The sequence below is a fragment of the Haloarcula sp. CBA1131 genome (assembly GCF_008728975.1).
Taxonomy (GTDB): Archaea; Halobacteriota; Halobacteria; order Halobacteriales; family Haloarculaceae; genus Haloarcula; species Haloarcula hispanica.
This window is the reverse complement of the sequence record NZ_RPCY01000001.1, coordinates 50,262-67,660: the sequence shown is the minus strand read 5'-3', so window position 1 is coordinate 67,660 and position 17,399 is coordinate 50,262. Positions and strand designations below refer to the sequence as shown.

The 17,399-nt window shown below is 63.9% G+C and carries 19 protein-coding genes; 11 read left to right on the top strand and 8 right to left on the bottom strand.

Going from position 1 to position 17,399, the window contains the following annotated elements:
* Positions 1–84 precede the first annotated feature (84 nt).
* From Har1131_RS00370 to Har1131_RS00360, 3 genes are all read left to right on the top strand, one after another.
* Positions 85–1,041 carry a lamin tail domain-containing protein gene (locus tag Har1131_RS00370; RefSeq protein WP_050038268.1) on the top strand — a complete coding sequence of 319 codons (957 nt, stop codon included), beginning with the start codon at positions 85–87 and terminating at the stop codon, positions 1,039–1,041.
* A gap of 51 nt (positions 1,042–1,092) precedes the next feature.
* Positions 1,093–2,148, top strand: coding sequence for a molybdopterin-dependent oxidoreductase (locus Har1131_RS00365; protein WP_050037485.1), 1,056 nt, complete (start codon positions 1,093–1,095; stop codon positions 2,146–2,148).
* Positions 2,149–2,390: 242 nt separating this feature from the next.
* Positions 2,391–2,735 carry a hypothetical protein gene (locus Har1131_RS00360; protein ID WP_014039398.1) on the top strand — a complete coding sequence of 115 codons (345 nt, stop codon included), beginning with the start codon at positions 2,391–2,393 and terminating at the stop codon, positions 2,733–2,735.
* A gap of 57 nt (positions 2,736–2,792) precedes the next feature.
* On the opposite strand, the gene Har1131_RS00355 is transcribed toward Har1131_RS00360, so the two are convergent.
* From Har1131_RS00355 to Har1131_RS00325, 7 genes are all read right to left on the bottom strand, one after another.
* Positions 2,793–3,416: an HAD family hydrolase gene (locus Har1131_RS00355; protein ID WP_014039399.1), complete on the bottom strand. Its 624-nt coding sequence runs from the start codon at positions 3,414–3,416 to the stop codon at positions 2,793–2,795.
* Positions 3,413–3,835, bottom strand: coding sequence for an RNA-binding domain-containing protein (locus tag Har1131_RS00350; protein WP_014039400.1), 423 nt, complete (start codon positions 3,833–3,835; stop codon positions 3,413–3,415). The genes Har1131_RS00355 and Har1131_RS00350 overlap by 4 nt, the downstream gene beginning before the upstream one ends.
* Positions 3,832–4,395, bottom strand: a complete 564-nt coding sequence (locus Har1131_RS00345) for an AAA family ATPase (protein ID WP_050037486.1) — start codon at positions 4,393–4,395, stop codon at positions 3,832–3,834. The genes Har1131_RS00350 and Har1131_RS00345 overlap by 4 nt, the downstream gene beginning before the upstream one ends.
* Before the next feature lie 51 nt (positions 4,396–4,446).
* Complete coding sequence (locus tag Har1131_RS00340; RefSeq protein WP_004594002.1) at positions 4,447–5,289, bottom strand: polyprenyl synthetase family protein; 843 nt, start codon at positions 5,287–5,289, stop codon at positions 4,447–4,449.
* Between the two features lie 61 nt (positions 5,290–5,350).
* Positions 5,351–6,301 (bottom strand): electron transfer flavoprotein subunit alpha/FixB family protein, encoded by a 951-nt coding sequence (locus Har1131_RS00335; RefSeq protein ID WP_050037487.1) that lies wholly within the window; start codon positions 6,299–6,301, stop codon positions 5,351–5,353.
* A complete protein-coding gene (locus tag Har1131_RS00330; RefSeq protein WP_008311121.1) occupies positions 6,301–7,092 on the bottom strand; it encodes an electron transfer flavoprotein subunit beta/FixA family protein in 792 nt (263 codons plus the stop codon). Before Har1131_RS00330 ends, Har1131_RS00335 begins: the two co-directional genes overlap by 1 nt.
* An 85-nt stretch (positions 7,093–7,177) precedes the next feature.
* The gene (locus tag Har1131_RS00325) at positions 7,178–8,275 is read right to left on the bottom strand and encodes a hypothetical protein (RefSeq protein WP_014039403.1); all 1,098 of its coding nucleotides are present in this window, start codon (positions 8,273–8,275) and stop codon (positions 7,178–7,180) included.
* A gap of 154 nt (positions 8,276–8,429) precedes the next feature.
* Between Har1131_RS00325 and Har1131_RS00320 the strand changes: the two genes are divergently transcribed.
* Positions 8,430–9,662, top strand: coding sequence for a hypothetical protein (locus Har1131_RS00320; protein WP_050037488.1), 1,233 nt, complete (start codon positions 8,430–8,432; stop codon positions 9,660–9,662).
* A 185-nt stretch (positions 9,663–9,847) separates the two neighbouring features.
* Here Har1131_RS00320 and Har1131_RS00315 read toward each other — a convergent pair whose 3' ends face one another.
* Positions 9,848–10,468, bottom strand: a complete 621-nt coding sequence (locus tag Har1131_RS00315) for a methyltransferase domain-containing protein (protein WP_008311118.1) — start codon at positions 10,466–10,468, stop codon at positions 9,848–9,850.
* Between the two features lie 115 nt (positions 10,469–10,583).
* Here Har1131_RS00315 and ahaH point away from each other — a divergent pair, with 115 nt between their 5' ends.
* The 7 genes from ahaH (at position 10,584) to Har1131_RS00280 (ending at position 17,397) form a co-directional block, all read left to right on the top strand.
* Positions 10,584–10,916, top strand: coding sequence for an ATP synthase archaeal subunit H (ahaH, locus tag Har1131_RS00310; protein ID WP_151144572.1), 333 nt, complete (start codon positions 10,584–10,586; stop codon positions 10,914–10,916).
* The gene (locus tag Har1131_RS00305) at positions 10,903–13,155 is read left to right on the top strand and encodes a V-type ATP synthase subunit I (protein WP_151102859.1); all 2,253 of its coding nucleotides are present in this window, start codon (positions 10,903–10,905) and stop codon (positions 13,153–13,155) included. The genes ahaH and Har1131_RS00305 overlap by 14 nt, the downstream gene beginning before the upstream one ends.
* Positions 13,156–13,373: 218 nt before the next feature.
* Entirely contained in the window at positions 13,374–13,637 is a 264-nt protein-coding gene (locus tag Har1131_RS00300) for a F0F1 ATP synthase subunit C (protein ID WP_008311113.1), read from the top strand.
* A gap of 22 nt (positions 13,638–13,659) precedes the next feature.
* Positions 13,660–14,244 carry a V-type ATP synthase subunit E gene (locus Har1131_RS00295; RefSeq protein WP_008311110.1) on the top strand — a complete coding sequence of 195 codons (585 nt, stop codon included), beginning with the start codon at positions 13,660–13,662 and terminating at the stop codon, positions 14,242–14,244.
* The gene (locus Har1131_RS00290; RefSeq protein WP_014039407.1) at positions 14,241–15,314 is read left to right on the top strand and encodes a V-type ATP synthase subunit C; all 1,074 of its coding nucleotides are present in this window, start codon (positions 14,241–14,243) and stop codon (positions 15,312–15,314) included. Before Har1131_RS00295 ends, Har1131_RS00290 begins: the two co-directional genes overlap by 4 nt.
* Positions 15,311–15,634: a V-type ATP synthase subunit F gene (locus Har1131_RS00285; protein ID WP_014039408.1), complete on the top strand. Its 324-nt coding sequence runs from the start codon at positions 15,311–15,313 to the stop codon at positions 15,632–15,634. Before Har1131_RS00290 ends, Har1131_RS00285 begins: the two co-directional genes overlap by 4 nt.
* 2 nt (positions 15,635–15,636) lie before the next feature.
* The gene (locus tag Har1131_RS00280) at positions 15,637–17,397 is read left to right on the top strand and encodes an ATP synthase subunit A (RefSeq protein WP_151144569.1); all 1,761 of its coding nucleotides are present in this window, start codon (positions 15,637–15,639) and stop codon (positions 17,395–17,397) included.
* Positions 17,398–17,399: the final 2 nt, after the last annotated feature.

The window sequence follows — 17,399 nt, the reverse complement described above, 5'->3', positions numbered from 1 at the left end:
ACCGGAACCCAGACATGGCAGACGTATAACAGTCCGCCCGACGACACCGGCACCCTTGTGTCGCCGGCCACCGACATCTCGACAATGCGTCGGCTCGCGTTCGGTCTCGTCGTCGTCCTCGTGGTCGCTGCCGGCTGCAGCGGCTTCACTACTTCTCCGTCTCAGCCCGCGGGGACCGCCGTTGACAGCCAGTCAGCAGTCGACGTTCCGGAGCCCGCTGTCACCGTGACCGTCACGGCTGTCGTCGACGGCGATACGATACAGGTCGCCTACGAGAACGGGACTGGTGACACGGTCCGACTGGTCGGTGTCGACACGCCCGAAGTCCACACAGAGAACGACCCCGCGGAGTTCGAGGGCGTCCCCGAGACCGACGCCGGTGCGTCCTGCCTCCGCAGGGCCGGCACAAACGCGTCGTCGCTCGCCAAGCAACAACTGCTGGGCGAGACAGTCGGGCTCGCGTTCGACCAGAATCTGGACCGCCGCGGCTACTACGACCGACTGCTGGCCTACGTCGTCCTCGACGGGACGCTGTTCAACTACCGACTCGTCGAGACTGGTCATGCGAGGGTATACGACAGTGAATTCTCCCGCACCGACCGATTCTACGCGGCCGAGGACGCTGCCCGCTCCGACCGGCGCGGGCTCTGGCGCTGTACGGACCCGGACGCAGTGACCCACACGGCTATCGCCGACGGCGGGACCGAGAGTGCCAGCGGCGTCGAAATCGCGGAAATCCATCCCGATGCGACGGGCAACGACAACGAGAACCTGAACGACGAGTACGTCACGCTCACGAACACCGGTGACGCGGCTCTCGACCTTTCCGGGTGGACAGTCAGCGACGAAGCCGGCCACCAGTACGCGTTCACGGACCTGACCCTCGACCCGAACGCGTCGGTGACCCTCTACACCGGAAGCGGAACCGACACTGACACGGAACGGTACTGGGGCCGGAACGGGGCGGTCTGGAACAACGACGGCGACACTGTCGTCGTCCGGAACGCCAGCGGCGAGACGGTCCTGCGGCAGTCGTACTGACGCCGCCACGCTGCCACGGCAGTATAAGCCGCTCCAGTGCTAACCGCTGTCATGGCCATCCGCCGGCTGACGCCCACGCCACGGGCGGTCGACTGGGGGCTGTTCGCGGCGGTGGCGACGCTCCTTGTCTCCGGTGTCGCCACCATCTTCGCAGGCATCCCCAGCAGCGCGTGGATTATCGACATCCACGCACTCTCCGGCGTCGTGCTGATCCTCCTCCTGCCGGTGAAGCTCCACCGCGTTTCCACCCGCGTCGCTCCGTCGCGGCTGACCGGGACTCGCGTCCTCTCGGTCGTCCTGGCGGCAGTCGCGCTGGGCGCGCTCGGCACCGGCGTCTGGTGGATATTCGGCGGCACGCTCGACCTCGGGCCGTGGGGGCTGTTTCACCTGCACGTCGCGCTCGGCCTGCTGGTCCCGCCACTGCTACTGGTGCATCTCCGTGCTCGGTTCTACTCTCCAAGACAGGCCACCCGTGGCGGCCGCCGGGACATCCTCCGGTACGCCGGGCTGGTGACTGCCGGTGCGCTCCTCTGGCGAGTTCAGGGGCCAGTCAACGACGCGCTCGACTCGGCCGGCGCGGACCGCCGGTACACCGGTTCGCGGGAGGAAGGAACCGACGACGGCAACCGGTTCCCCGTCACCAGTTGGGTCGCCGACGATCCGGACCCGGTCGACGCCGCCGACTGGTCGCTGTCGGTCGCCGGTCGGGTCGCTCGGGAGCGCAGTTACGCCGCAGACGAGCTCTCTCCGGATGCGACCGAATCCGCGATTCTGGACTGCACGAGCGGCTGGTACTCCGGCCACGAGTGGCAGGGCGTTCGCGTCGGGGACCTGCTCGACGCCGTTGACCCCGACGACGCGGCGGCGTGGGTCCAGTTCCGCTCGGTGACCGGCTACCGGTGGAGCCTCCCGCTGTCGGAGGCCCGCGATGCCGTGCTGGCCACCCACGTCGACGGCGAGCGCCTGGCCCACGGGCACGGCTACCCGCTCCGACTCGTCGCACCGGGCCGCCGTGGCTTCCAGTGGGTGAAGTGGGTCGAGTCGGTCCGGGTCAGCAAGCGCCGCGAACTCGGTGAGTGGCTCGCGATATTCGTGAGCGGGCTCTGAATTTGTCCATGTGCTCCCAGCGGTAGCGCGGTCGCTGTTCCTTCAGGAAATCCCGTTTGGAAAGAGGAGATTACCCGCAGTATCTGCTCACTTCGGACGGGAACACCCCGACGCACTGTCTCTCTACGCTGACTCGGCGCTCAGCACAGTACGACAGGCCCAGCGGTCGAAAGAGCAGCTTACCACTGTAGTTGTCATTGAAGCTACCACTAACGAAGTGCTGTGGAGCAGTAGCGGGGGCTATGAACTGGCGGCAGCCCGCCCGACTCACCGGCCCGTCGAACACCGCCGTCGCCCTGTGGGTGGTTGCCGTCGCCTTCTTCGGCGTCGGCGACCTCGTCACGACGCTCGTCGGCTACAGCATTACCGGCGTGACAGAGCTCAGTCCGGTCGTCAAGCTACTGCTGGAACAGCACGCACTGCTGGTGCTGACTGGCCTGAAAGCCGCCGTGTTCGTGGGCTTTTTCGCCATCTGGAAGTACGTCTCCTGGCCGTACTCCATCGGTGTCCCGCTCGGACTGGCGCTGCTGGGCGTCGTGGTGACGGCGTGGAACACCGGCATCATCCTCACCGCCCTTCTGGCCTGAAACCGCCGGCTGACCGCCTCTGATACCCACGGCGTTCTGTGCCGGCAGTTGTATGTGCTACACCAGCGCGTCGATAGAATCCCAGAGGTCCGGTCCGCCGTCCTCACCCGACTCGTAGTGAATCGGCACGAAGCCGGCGTTGCGGGCCCCTTCCACGTCGGTTTCGTACTCGTTGCCGACCATCACGTACTCGTCGGCCGGCAGTTCCTCTCGGACCCGGTCGAACGGTGCGCTGTCCGGCTTGTGTGCGCCAACCTCGTAGGAGGCGACGAAGCGGTCGAACAGGTCGGTCAGCCCGTGGTGGTCGAGCTTGCCGAGCTGGCGCTCCCGGATGCCGTTGGTGACAATCGCGAGCTGGTTGTCGGCAGCGAGTGCGGTCAGGCTATCCCGGGCCGCCTCGGGCACGGTCGTCGATGCGTATTCGGTCTCTCTGAGCGTCTCGACCAGTGCATCGAGGTCCACGTCTGCCCCGGCCGCTTCGACGACGGCGGCCATCGACTGCCGGTACGGCTCCGGCTCCAGCGCCTCAAAGGCCGTGTAAAACACGTCCTTGCTAACGGCCCGTAGCTCGTCCGTGTACTCGATACCGTGGGCCTCGACCGTCCGGCGGATGATGTTCTTGTACGGCTCCGGGTAGTGGACGACCGTGTCGTCGAGGTCGAAACAGATGGTCGTCGTCATGTCTCCTCGTCGTAGACCGGCTGGCCGTCCTCGGTCGGCGGCGCGACGTAGTCGATGTACTCCTCGGCCGTCGGTTCGTGGACGGTCACGTTCACATGGATGTCGCCCAGTTCAGAGGGGTCACCGACCGCGAAGTTGATTCGGCCTTCGAACGCCGCTTGCTTCTTCACGTCGAACGCGAAGGTGTCGCCCTCTAGATTATCGAAGAAGACCGACCGGGCTGTATCCAGGATTTCCCGCCGGTGGAGCAGCTCGGAAAACCCGTCCATCGTGTGGACTTCGGCGACGAGTGCACCCTGCTGGTGAGTCGGGTCAGCCTCAGGGAAGAGATTCCGGACCGCGTCAGCGACCCGGTCGGTCACTTCAGTGTCGTTGACGGGGACTTCGATTCGGATGTCGACGGAGTAGACGGCGCTCATTGGTCGAGTGCCTCCGGACCGTCCCGAATCAGTGTACGAACAGTCCGCTGGAACGCGGCCAGCGTCTCCGTGTTCTCGATGGTCAGGTCGGCCATCTCCATGGCCTCGCCCATTCCGAAGCCGAGTTCGCGAGCGTCGCGGTCCTCGAGCGATTCGCCGCCGTCCTCCGCCGAGGTGTCCCGTCCACGGAGGTCGAGGCGGTCGGCCCGCAGTTCGAACGGAGCGTCTACCTCGACGAGTAGGAACGTGTCGCCGAACGCCGATTCGAACGCTTCGACCTCTACGTCCGACCGGATACCGTCGACGAGGACGGTGTCGTTCGATTCGAGTTCTGCCTCGATCATCGGTAGCGAGCGCTCGGCGATAGCGGCGGGGCCGTTCTCCTCTCGGAGCGCCTTCGCGACCGTCCCGTGGTCTGTCGCGGGGTCAAGCCCGCGGTCGCGGCACTCCTCGCGGATGACGTCGCCCATCGTCACGACCGGCACGCCCATCTCGGCGGCGACGTTCGCTGCCTCGCTTTTCCCGCTGCCCGGCAGCCCGACGATACCGATAACTGTCATTGCCGGGCGTAATCGAGCAGCGGGCAAAAGCCCTCCCGTTCGGATCGGTCCTCACCGCTCGCGGACAACGACGAACTCCGCGAGGTCCCGCAGGTACTCCATCGACTGGGACTCCGGGGCGTCGATGGTCGACAGCGACTCCAGCGCGGCGTCGGACTCGGCCCGCGCTCGCTCGTTTGCCTCCTCGGTCGTCAGTTCCGTCACTTCCACCAGCGACGGCCGCTCCATCTCCGCGTCGGTCCCGGCCGGCTTGCCCAGCGTTTCGGCGTCGGCCGTCGCATCGAGTACGTCGTCACGCATCTGGAAGGCGACGCCGACCCGTTCGGCGTACTGGCCGACCGCCTCGACCGTGTACGGATCCGAGTCGGCGGCGATAGCTCCAAGTTCCGCCGCAGCGCGGAACAGCGCCCCGGTTTTCCGGCGAGCCAGTTCCATGTACTCCTTCTCGTTGGAGGGCTCCGCGACCAGTTCCATCGCCTCGCCCTCGCCCAGTTCGACCATCGACTCGGAGACGGTCTGCATGGCGCGCTCGTCCGTCGAAAAGAGATTGAACGCTTCGCCGAGTAGGCCATCGGAGGCGATGATGGCCGGGCCGTGGCCGAAGGCTTCCCAGGCAGCCGGGGACCCCCGCCGGAGTTCTGACTCGTCGATGATGTCGTCGATGACCAGCGAGGCGTTGTGGACGAGCTCGATGCCGACCGCGAAATCGACGGCATCGGCCGGCTCCCCGCCCAGCGCCTCACACACCAGCACTGTCACCGTCGGCCGCACCCGCTTCCCCCCGGAAAGCGCCACATGACGCACTTCGTCTGCGAGTTCGTCCGGCTCCACGCTGTCGAGGACAGCCTCCAACCGCTCCTCGACCCGGTCCCGCCGGCGCTCGAGATACTCCATTACCGCTCCCTTAGGACTACCATAAAAAGTACCTTGTCACCCGCGATTCAGTGTATCGTGGCTACTGGAACTGCTCGATAAGTGCCGGGACGACCTCGAATAAGTCGTCCTGAATGCCGTAGTCGGCGATATCGAAGATCGGTGCGTTCGGGTCGGTGTTGATGGCGACAATCGTGTCCGAGCCCTTCATCCCGGCGACGTGCTGGACGGCTCCGGAGATGCCGATAGCGATGTACACGTCTGGTGTGACGACCTTCCCGCTCTGGCCGACCTGGCGGTCCTTCGCCAGCCAGCCGTTATCGATGAGCGGCCGCGAACCCGACACCGTCGCGTCCAGCGCCTCAGCGAGGTCGTGGATGATATCCAGGTTCTCTTCTTCTTCGATACCGCGGCCGACGGACACCAGCACGTCCGCGTCCGTGATGTCGATATCGCCACCGCCGACCTCCTCGAAGCCTTTCACGGTCGACCTGATGGCACTCTCGTCGATGGTCGCGTCGAACGCCTCGATGGCAGCATCCCCGTCCGCTTCGATGGTCGGCCACTCAGCCGGACGGATGGTCACGGCCGCCTGGTCGGCGTGGACGTCGATTGTCGTTTCGGCTTTCGAGCCGTACAGTTCTCTGGTTGCAGTGAGGCCGTCCTCGGCGTCGATGTCGACTACGTCGGTCACGAGCGGCCGGTCCAGCCGGTTGGCGACTGCCGGCGCGTAATCGAGGCCGTTGACGCTGTTGGGCATCAGGAGGACGGTCGGGTCCAGCTCCGTGGCCAGTTGGGTGACGACCTGCGTGTACACGTCGTGGTTGAACTCCTCGCCGATATCGACGGTGTGGACGGTGTCGACGCCCTCGCGGTTCAGCTCTGCCCCGAACGCCTCGACGTCACCGCCGATGACGGCGGTGTGTAGCTCGCCGCCGAGTTCGTCGGCGAGATCGCGACCGGCTGCTAACTGTTCTAAGCTCACCGGTCGGAGCTCCCCACGCCGGTGTTCGGCGATAGCGAGGACCGACATTAGCTGGTCACCCCCTTCTCCGCGAGCAGTTCAGCCAACTCGGTCGCCGTCTCTTCGGGACTCCCCTCGAACACCGTCGCCTCGCCCTCGGTTTCAGGCTCGTATAGCGAGGTCTGTTCCAGCGGGCTCTCGATCCCGGCCGCGTCGAGGCCGATATCCGCCAGGCTGTACTCCGCGAGCTCCTTGCTCTGGGCCTGCCGGATGCCCCGAAGGCTCGCGTAGCGTGGGTCGTTGATCCCGGTCTGTATCGTCAGGACGGCCGGAATCTCGATGTCGGTGAGTTCCTCGACGCCGCCTTCCAGTTCCCGGTGGACGCTCGCGACACCTGCCTCCAGATCGAGGTCGAGGTCGTTGACGACAGCGCCCCACTCCATGTCGAGTTTGTCGGCCAGCGTGACGCCGGTCGCCCCGAACCCGTCGTCGGCGGACTGGACGCCGGTCAGCACCAGATCGGGGTCTTCCTCGGCAGCGACGGCGGCCAGCACTTGGGCCTTCGTTTCGGGGTCCAGCAGGCCGGCGTCATCGAGTGCGTCGTCCCAGACACGGATCGCCCGGTCGGCCCCTTTCGCCAGCGCTTGCCGGATCGTTTCGTCCGTCTCGGACGGGCCGATAGTGGCGGTGACGACCTCGACGTCGTCGTGGGCCTCCTTTATCTGGACGGCCGCTTCGACAGCGTACTCGTCCCACTCGTTGAGGTCGGCTGTGACGTACCGGTCGTCGATAGCGAGTCCGTCGATCTCGAACTCGTCGTCGACGGCTGCCACCTCCTTCACCGTGACAAGGATTTTCATGCTGAGACGTCCGACCGGACAGCGAATAAACGTTTTCGAACCAGAAACCACGCCCGGCTCGTTTACAGTCAAATAGTCCGGACAGTTACTCGTCGAAGTCGGTGATCTCTTCGTCCGGGAACGAAATGAGGTTCTCCCGACCGATACGGAGTTTGTCGATGCGGCCCTCCTCGTCCATCGCTGAGAGCAACTGCGACACCTTCGCGTTCGACCACCCGGTCTCGGAGACGATGCGAGCCTGCTTCATCCGTCCGCCGTTTTCTTCCAGGAGCCGTTCGACGCGTTCCTCGTCGCTCAGCAGTTCGACGTCGACGTCGTCCGAGGCTGTGGTGTCGCTCACCGGGGCTGCCGTCCCGGTACTGTCGTCTCCGTCGTCGTCGGTCCCGGCAGCAACCGATGGCAGCGCGTCAGTGTATCCGGTCTTGAACATGTAACCGACGGCCCCGACGAGCAGCACCATCAGCACGACCCCGCCGATCCAGGTCGAGTCGACGCCGCCGAACATCGATCCAGGGGTTTCTGCCGGCGTCTGGGTATCCGGTTGTTCGCCAGTGTACACGACGGACAGGTACCCCGGCTCGAACGTCCGCCGTCCTTCGAAAACCAGCTTTCCGTCGTCGACGGCGCTCGGGGCGCTCTCCACCCCGTACTCAGGCGGTGGCGAGATAACGAGTCGCTGGTCCGCAGTTAGCGTCCCGAACCACGTACCGTCCGTTGAATTGAACGCGTCCCCGACGACGATGTTCTCGCCGGTGACGACTGCGAAGTTCGTCCACGTAAACTCGAGGATCAGTTGCCCCTTGCGGTCTGACACCTCGTACCGACGGTCGACGTCGGTAATCTCCATCTCGCGGCCGGTGACGGCACTGGCCTCGTCGCTCGCTTCCCGGAACGACGGCAGCCACACTGCCTCGGTGTCCTCGCTGGCGAACTGCTCACCGGTGTTCCTAAACCACTCAGTTTCGGATTCGTCGAGCGCGTAGGTGTCTGTTATCGTCCACTTGGCATCGCCGTTCGATTGGATCTGGAGAGCGAACGTCGTGTTCTCCGCGACCGGTGTCGGCGTCCCGGTCGTCTGCTGGGCGGGGACGGTATCTGTTGCCGCCGCTGTCGCAAGCGGCGGGGTCGCCAACAGGGCAAACAGGACAAGGAGGAGGAGGGCACCTGATACCCGCGGGGTCATTCTCGTTCACCGATGAACGTTCTGGGGGCAAAACCCTTTCCATCCGAGAATAAAACGTCAGCGGACGCTTTGAAAGGTCTCGTGGCTTCTCAGGTCATTATTGATACATGGAGAATGGGGAGATTTTTGTACGGTGGGCGAGTATTCGATGCTGATGCGTCCCCTCCCCGCAGTCGGTGTGATCCTCCTCATGGTCGTCTCCGTGGCTGCCCCAGTGACTGGGTTCGCCTCGCCGGCCCAGACCGCTGACGGCAGCGATCAGTTGCCACAGATCACGGTTGTCGACAACACGACGAACCATCTCACTATCCCGGCCAGCGACGTCAGGTCGACGACGTACAACCAATCGTCGATCGATGTCGGCGTCGCGGTTGCAGCCGGATCCAGTGACCTGCGGAGCGACTACGCGACGACGACGTTCGAACGGAAGTTCTTCCAGCAGGACAGCGAGGCCGCCCGCGACCGCCTCGTCGACGAGACATTGACCAATATCGAAAGCAAGCGAACGAGTCTGGAACAACGGAATCAGATCGCGATCCAGCAGTACGCAAACGGTGCGATAACCGCTAGGGAGTTCCTGCGACAGCGGGCGCTGCTCGACGCAGAGTCACGTCAACTGGCCACCCGACTCGACCGGATTCGGGCGACCGCTGGTACCGCACCGGACTACTCACTGTCACCGAACCAGCGCTTCCGGCTGGAAAACAACAGGGGCGTGCTCAAGACGTCCCGTGGCCCGATTAGTCAGCGTATCAGCGCTGAAACCGCCGGTAATACCGAGCCGAACACGGTATACGTCGAGGTTTCGTCCGAGGGGTACATGCTGTCGACGGTCGCAGGCGGTCGGTACACGCGTGAGACGTATCTCGGACAGGACCGCGAACAGACGGCAATCGACCAGTTCGCCCGGACCAACGACTCCCTCCGTGCGGTCAACACGCGGGCGGAGACTCTCTACCCGTGGCTCTACAGCGAGCAGTACCCGTCCGTCCAGACGTACGGCCGGAGTGCCATCTACCAGATTCAGGCCGATCACTCGAACGGACAGCTAACGGCCTATCTCGACGGCGGCACGACGAATGTCTTCTACGAAACCCAGCACCTCGAACTGACGACAGTCGACCGGTCGGAAGTAGCGACGAACGTGAACCAGTCAGTTCGCGTCCGAGTCGAGCAGTCCTTCGAGTCCGGACCGCTGCTCGTCACGGTCAGCGACAACAGTACGGGATCCACGGCGGATTCGACTGTCAGGATAAACGGTAAACGGATCGGGACGACCGGTACAGACGGCTCTCTCTGGACTGTCGAACCCCGTGGAGAGTACACGGTTACCGTCACCACACAGGACGGCGACCGAGTACGGGTTCCCGTCAGTGGATCGGCGTAGCACGGAAGAAAGCGGCTCTATGGTCGCTGTTACTCTGGTACTTCTGCAATCGTCGTAATCGCTCGCGGACTACCTGGTCGGGACTGCCGGACCACCTTTTTCCGGCTCGGGTAACCTCCGGTTACCGCTCACCGCAAAAACGTGGGCGAAAAAGCGGCTACTCGCTTTGCTCGTGGCTGAAGGGCTTACTCGGGTACTTCTGCAATCGTCGTAATCGCTCGCGGACTACCTGGTCGGGACTGCTGGATGTGGTGTTCGAACTCCTCGAATCCGGCCTCAGTGAACATCCGGTCGGCTTCCTCTTCGTCGTAAAACAGCATGATGGCGTCGGCCATCTTCTGGAAGACAGTCGAGTTCGGGTAGTCGGGGCCGACGATGAGGACCTTGCCACCGGGTTTGGTCAGTCGGCGACACTCCGCAAGCGCGTCGACGGGGTTGGGCCAGTACTCGATGGACCCCGAGGACCACACCGCATCGAAACTGTCGTCCTTGAACGGGAGTCGCTCGGCGTCACCGAGATGATAGCGCACGTCGCCGAACTTGCCGAACTTCTCGAACGCTTTCGAGAGCTGGTGGGGGCTCTGGTCGAGCCCGTACACCGTATCGACGTGTTCGAGCAGCCCCTCGGTGGCGAAGCCGGTGCCACAGCCGACATCGAGGACCTTGTCGTCGGGCGAAAGATCGAGCATCGCAATCGCCTCGTCGCGCATCCGCTCGTCCCAGATGAAGGGGTTGATCTGGTCGTACACCTTCGAGAGATACTTGTAGAACGTCCGCGCGCGGGCCTTGTTCTCGAGGACTCCCATTACTGCCAGCTTAGGACTTGGCGGTCATAATTCCCCGGATTTTGGCCGCTCTATCACACGGGGAAACTTCGCAACTACCAAATAGCCGCTCTGGCAACGCTCACATGATTAGAGAATGCCACGGCCAGAAGTTCTTGACAGGATACAGGAGGCCGAGCAGGAGGCCGACGAGATCGTCGCAGAGGCCGAACAAGACCGCGAAGACCGCATCGCGGAGGCCCGCGAGGAGGCCGAGGAGATCCGCGAATCCGCGCGGGAAGAGGCCGAGGCGGCCGCCGAAGACCGTCTCGAAGCGGCTCGCGAAGAGATCGAGGCCGAGCGCGAGCAGATCATCGAAGACGGTGAGAGCGCTCGCGACGACCTCGAACAGCAGGCCAGTGAACAGATCGACGAGGTAGTCGAATACGTCACAGACCTGTTCGAGGAGGCGGTGCATGCTCAGACCTGAGAAGATGTGCCGCGTCTCGGTGACGGGGTCGAAACGCGCGATGGAGCAGACTATTGAGGCCGTCCACGACCTCGATATGCTCCACGTCACCGAGTATGACGGCTCCTGGGACGGATTCGAACCCGGGAACTCGCTCGACGGAACCAACGAGGTCTCGGACAAGCTCGTCACGGTTCGCTCGCTGCAGTCCATTCTCGGTGTCAGCGATGAGGACGCCGGTCCGACGCGGGTCGTCACAGACGACGCGATCGAGGACCAACTCGAAACAGTCCGAACCGAGGTCAACGAACTCGACGACCGACGCGACGAGGTCCGTGACGAACTCCGGGCCGTCGAGGACCGTATCAACACGATGGCGCCGTTCGTCACGCTCGGCATCGACCTCGACCTGCTCCGTGGCTACGACTCGCTGTCCGTCGTTGTCGGCGAGGGCGACAGCGACGAGATCGAGGCTGTCCTCGCAGACAGCGACGTCGGGACGTTCGAACTGTTCACCGAGGACGGCATCGTCGCCGTGTTCGCACAGGCCGACGAAGACGCCCTGCAGGACGCGCTCGTCGGGGCGACGTTCTCCCGACTCGAAATCCCCGACGGCGACGGCGATCCGACGGCGTATCTCGAAGAGCTGGAACACGAGAAACAGCAGCTCGAATCGAAGCTCTCGACCGTCGAGGACGAACTCAACGAACTCCGACTCGACCACGCCGGGTTCCTGCTCGCGGCCGAGGAGAAACTGGCTATCGAGGCCCAGAAGGGCGAAGCGCCGCTCACCTTCGCAACGACGGAAAACGCCTTCATCGCCGAGGGCTGGATTCCGAACGAGCGCTACGAGGAGTTCGAGCGGGCCCTTTCGAGTACTGTCGGCGACGCTGTCGACATCGACAGGATCGAAATCGCCGAGTACGACAGCGAGGGGCACGCAGAGTCCCACGAAGAAGTCGAGCGGGAAGGCGGCAACGGCGGCGAACCCGTCGGAAGCTCCGTCGATGCTCCCGAACCGGAGAGCGAGCGCCAACCGCAGGAAACCGTCGCTGACGGTGGCGTCATCACGATGGGTGACGACGCGCCGCCAGTCATTCAGGACAACCCGAAAGGCGTCAAGCCGTTCGAGGACCTCGTCGAGGTCGTCAACCGGCCGAAGTACGGCGAGTTCGACCCGACGGTCGCCTTCTTCCTGACGTTCCCGGCCTTCTTCGGGTTCATGATCGGTGACGTCGGGTATGGACTGCTGTACCTCGCGCTCGGCTACGGGCTGTACTCAGCGGTTGACAGCGATGTGCTGAAAAGCCTCGGGGGTGTCGGAATGTGGGCCGGTGGATTCACGATGCTGTTTGGCCTGCTGTACGGCGAGATCTTCGGCCTGCACACAATCTCGAACGTCGTGTGGCCTGCCCTCGGGTTCGAAGGGGCGCCGTTCCACAAGGGACTGCAGCCGGCGTACGGTGAGTACGCGATCGGGTGGCTGACGCTGAGCCTGCTGGCCGGGATGCTCCACCTCGCTGTGGGGTGGACGTTCGACTTCATCGAGAACCTGAACCACGGCCTCTGGGACGCCGTCACCGAGAGCGGCTCCTGGCTCCTGATGCTGTTTGGCCTCTGGGCCTGGGTGTTCTCCGGCGCAGCGGGCTCGGCACCGGACTTCCTCTACACCGCTGAGGAAGGCATCTTTGCCGGGAACCCGTTCCCGCTCGGCTTCGCCGGGCTCCCGGCTATCGACCTGTTCAGTGTCGGTGGGTTCCCGATATCAGCGTGGTTGCTGGTGTTTTTCGCTGGCCTCGTGTTGCTGGCGCTCGCTGACCCCATCGAAGTCGTCGAGTTCCTCAACGTGTTCGTGAACGTGCTGTCGTACACGCGACTGGCAGCAGTACTCCTGGCGAAGGCCGGGATGGCCTTCGTGGTCAATCTGCTGTTCTTCGGTGTGTTCGTCACGGACGACGGAGCGTGGCACTTCGGTATCAGTCACGCACCGAGCTACTACCTCGAGGAAGGCGTCTACCACGGCCACGAAGTCACAGAGGTCATGTTCGGAGGCCTGATGCACTCGGGCATCGCTGGTCTCGTCGGTGGACTGCTCGTCCTTGTGCTGGGGCACCTCCTCGTCCTCGTACTGGGTATCACCAGTGCCGGACTACAGGGTGTGCGTCTCGAATACGTGGAGTTCTTCGGCAAGTTCTTCGAGGGCGGCGGCAAGCGGTACAACCCGTTCGGCTACGAGCGGACCTACACCACTGACGACTGACCGCTATCGACCTTACTTCCGATATTTGTCGGTACTCCGGTAGCTACTGCCCTACCGTCGCGTACTCGGGGGCTGGTACCAGATGACAACCGTGGTTGAGAGCGCGGCTAAACCCACGGAACAGCATCTTGACGAAGTGTTTTGGGAAGCTTTATGAAGTCCGTGGAGTCACATACGCCTGTTCGGACACGAGCAACCTCAGAGAGGATCTCAACAACATGATAGAAACTATCGCACTCGTTGTCAACGCTGTACTGCAAGAAGGTGGCGCCGCTGCTCCGGCTATCCCGGGAGAAGCTGCTGCAGCCCTCGCTGTCGGGCTGGCTGCGCTCGGTTCGGGATACGCGGAACGTGGGATCGGGGCCGCCGCCGTCGGCGCAATCGCAGAAGACGAGAGCATGTTCGGCCGTGGGCTCATCCTGACAGTCCTGCCGGAAACGCTCGTCATTCTCGCGCTGGTCGTCGTCTTCATCCTCGGTTAACCACTCTCTCCCTTTTCCAATAATGAGCCTTCAAACAGTCGTAGAGGATATCCGCGACGAGGCCCGCGCGCGTGCTCAGGAGATTAGCGACGCGGCCGACGAACGTGCCGAGGAGATTATCGCCGACGCCGAGGCCGACGCCGAGCAGATCCACGAGGAACGCGAGGCCGAGGTCGAGCGGACCATCGAGCAGGAGCGAGAGCAGCGACTCTCCTCCGCGAAGCTCGAGGCCAAACAGGCTCGACTCAACGCCCGGCGTGACATCCTCGAAGACGTTCACGGCGACGTAGAGGACGCGCTTGCGGCCCTCGAAGGGGACCGACGAGAGGAACTGACACGCGCACTGCTTGACGCCGCCGTCGATGAATTCGACGACAGCGACGAGCTGTCGGTGTACGGCCGTGCGTCGGACCAGTCGCTTCTCGAGGATGTACTCGATGACTACGACGGCGCGACGTACGCCGGTGAGCGGGACTGCCTCGGCGGCGTCGTCGTCGAGAGCGGTGAGTCGCGAGTCCGTGTGAACAACACGTTCGATTCCATCCTTGAGGACGTCTGGGAGGACAACCTGAAAGCAATCAGCGACCGCCTGTTCGAAGACCAATGAGTTCGCGAACGGGAACGAGCGGCCAGGGAAGCAACTACGAGTACGTCATCGCACGGGTTCGTGCCCGCAGCGCGTCCCTGTTCGACGATGACGACTACCGGAAACTGGTCCGCATGGGGACGGGCGAAATCGCCCGCTTCATGGAGGAAACGGAGTACGAGACCGAAATGAACGCGCTCGGCTCCCGGTACGACGGCGTCGACCTCGTCGAGTACGCGCTGAACCGCAACCTCGCGAAACACTTCGACGACCTGCTTCGCTGGTCTGAGGGCGCGCTGTACGACTACATTGCCCGTTACCTGCGGAAATTCGACGTGTGGAACGTCAAGACCGTCATTCGCGGGCTCTACTCGGACGCGGAGCGGACCGAGGTCGAGGACGACCTCATCCGGGCCGGCGAGTTCACCGACCGGCGTATCGAGGACCTGCTGAACGCCGGTTCTATCGAGGAGGTCGTCGAGCAGCTCGACGACACTATCTTCGGTGACACGATGGCCGAGGCGTTCGACGTGTACGAGGAAAGCGGCGTCCTCGTGCCCCTGGAGAACGCGCTCGACCGCGCCTTCTACGAAACACTGCTGTCCGGCTTGCCGGATAATCCGGAGATCGACAGCCCGACCGGGCTGTACGTCGAGTTCCTGGAGACGGAAGTCGACTTCCGCAACCTCCGGAACGCGCTCCGGCTGGCCCGCAGTGGCGCGGACCTCGACCCCTCGGAGTACTTCATCGAGGGCGGCCAGCTGTTCGACGCACAGGAGGTCGCACAGCTGTCGACGAATCTCGACCAACTGGTCAGTGCCGTTCGCGAGAGCAAGTACGGCGACGACCTCGATCAGGCGCTGTCGGCGCTTGAGGAGGCCGACAACCTCATCGACTTCGAGCGGGCGCTGGACGCGGCGCTGCTCGAATACGCCGACCGGCTCTCGAACCGCTATCCGCTGTCGGTCTGTCCGGTGTTGTCGTACATCCTCAAAAAGGAGCGCGAGGTCGACAACATCCGGGCCATCGCCCGCGGTCGCGAGGCCGGCCTCGGCCCCGACGAGATCGAACAGGAGCTGGTGATACTATGAGCCAGGAGATAGCTGTCATCGGAAGCCCGGAGTTCACGACGGGCTTTCGGCTGGCTGGCGTCCGCAAGTTCGCGGACGTGCCTGCTGACGAGAAAGACGAGCAGCTCGACGACGCCGTCGAGGAGATGCTCGACGACGACGACGTCGGTATCGTCGTGATGCACGACGACGACCTGTCGCATCTCTCACGCGGTGTCAGGCAGGACGCGGAGACGAGTGTCGAGCCGGTGATGGTCACGCTCGGCGGCGGCACTGGGAGCGGCGGACTGCGTGAACAGATCAAGCGAGCCATCGGTATCGACCTGATGGACGAGGACTAACCATGAGTCAAGCAACAGACACAGACGTCCGCGAGGACGGCATTATCGAAAGCGTCTCGGGACCGGTCGTAACGGCTCGGGACCTCGACGCCCGGATGAACGACGTCGTTTACGTCGGCTCGGAAGGGCTGATGGGCGAGGTCATCGAGATCGAAGGAAACATCACCACGATTCAGGTGTACGAGGAGACCTCCGGTGTCTCCCCCGGCGAACCCGTCGAAGGGACGGGCTCGCCCCTCTCCGTGGACCTCGGGCCGGGCATGCTCGACGCCATCTACGATGGTGTCCAGCGCCCGCTCGACGTGCTCGAAGAGAAGATGGGGTCGGCGTTCCTCGACCGCGGTGTCGACGCGCCGGGTATCGACCTGGAAAAGACCTGGGAGTTCACCCCTGAAGTCGAGGAAGGCGACGAGGTCGAGGCCGGCGACATCGTCGGCACCGTCCCCGAGACGCCGAGTATCGACCACAAGGTGATGGTCCCGCCCGACTCCGAGGGTGGCGAGGTCGTCGCCATCGAATCGGGCAACTTCAACGTCGAAGAGACGGTCGTCGAACTGGACAGCGGCGAGGAGATCCAGATGCACCAGGAGTGGCCGGTGCGCCAGCAGCGCCCGACCGTCGACAAGGAGACCCCGACGGAACCGCTCATCTCGGGCCAGCGCGTACTCGACGGCCTGTTCCCGATTGCGAAGGGCGGAACGGCCGCCATTCCCGGTCCGTTCGGGTCCGGGAAGACGGTCACCCAGCACCAGCTCGCCAAGTGGGCCGACGCGGACATCGTCGTCTACGTCGGCTGTGGTGAGCGTGGCAACGAGATGACTGAGGTTATTGAGGACTTCCCGGAACTCGAGGACCCGACCACCGGCAACGCGCTGATGGACCGGACCTGCCTCATCGCCAACACGTCGAATATGCCCGTCGCGGCACGCGAATCCTGCGTGTACACGGGGATTACCATCGCGGAGTACTTCCGCGACATGGGGTACGACGTGGCGCTGATGGCCGACTCCACCTCACGGTGGGCCGAGGCCATGCGTGAGATTTCGTCCCGACTCGAGGAGATGCCGGGCGAGGAGGGGTACCCCGCGTACCTTTCCGCTCGCCTGAGCGAGTTCTACGAACGTGCCGGGTACTTCGAGAACATCAACGGGACCGAGGGCTCTGTCTCAGTCATCGGGGCCGTCTCGCCGCCTGGCGGGGACTTCTCCGAGCCGGTCACCCAGAACACGCTGCGTATCGTCAAGACGTTCTGGGCGCTCGACGCTGACCTGGCCGAACGCCGGCACTTCCCCTCTATCAACTGGAACGAGTCGTACTCGCTGTATCGCGACCAGCTCGACCCGTGGTTCGAGGATAACGTCCGGGCCGACTGGCCGGAGACGCGCCAGTGGGCCATCGACACGCTGGACGAGGAAGCGGAACTGCAGGAGATTGTCCAGCTCGTCGGGAAGGACGCGCTGCCCGAGGACCAGCAGCTGACGCTTGAGATCGCCCGCTACCTGCGCGAGGCGTGGCTCCAGCAGAACGCCTTCCACGACGTGGACACGTTCTGTGAGCCCGAGAAGACCTACCGCATCATGGACGCTGCCAAGACGTACAACGATGCGGCCTTCGAGGCGCTGGATGCTGGTGTCCCCGTCGAGGAGATTACCGACATCGACGCCGCGCCGCGGCTCAACCGTATCGGCGTCCAAGAGGACTGGAACGAGTACATCGACGACCTCGAAGACGACATCGAGTCTCAACTGCGGGAGCTGTACTAACA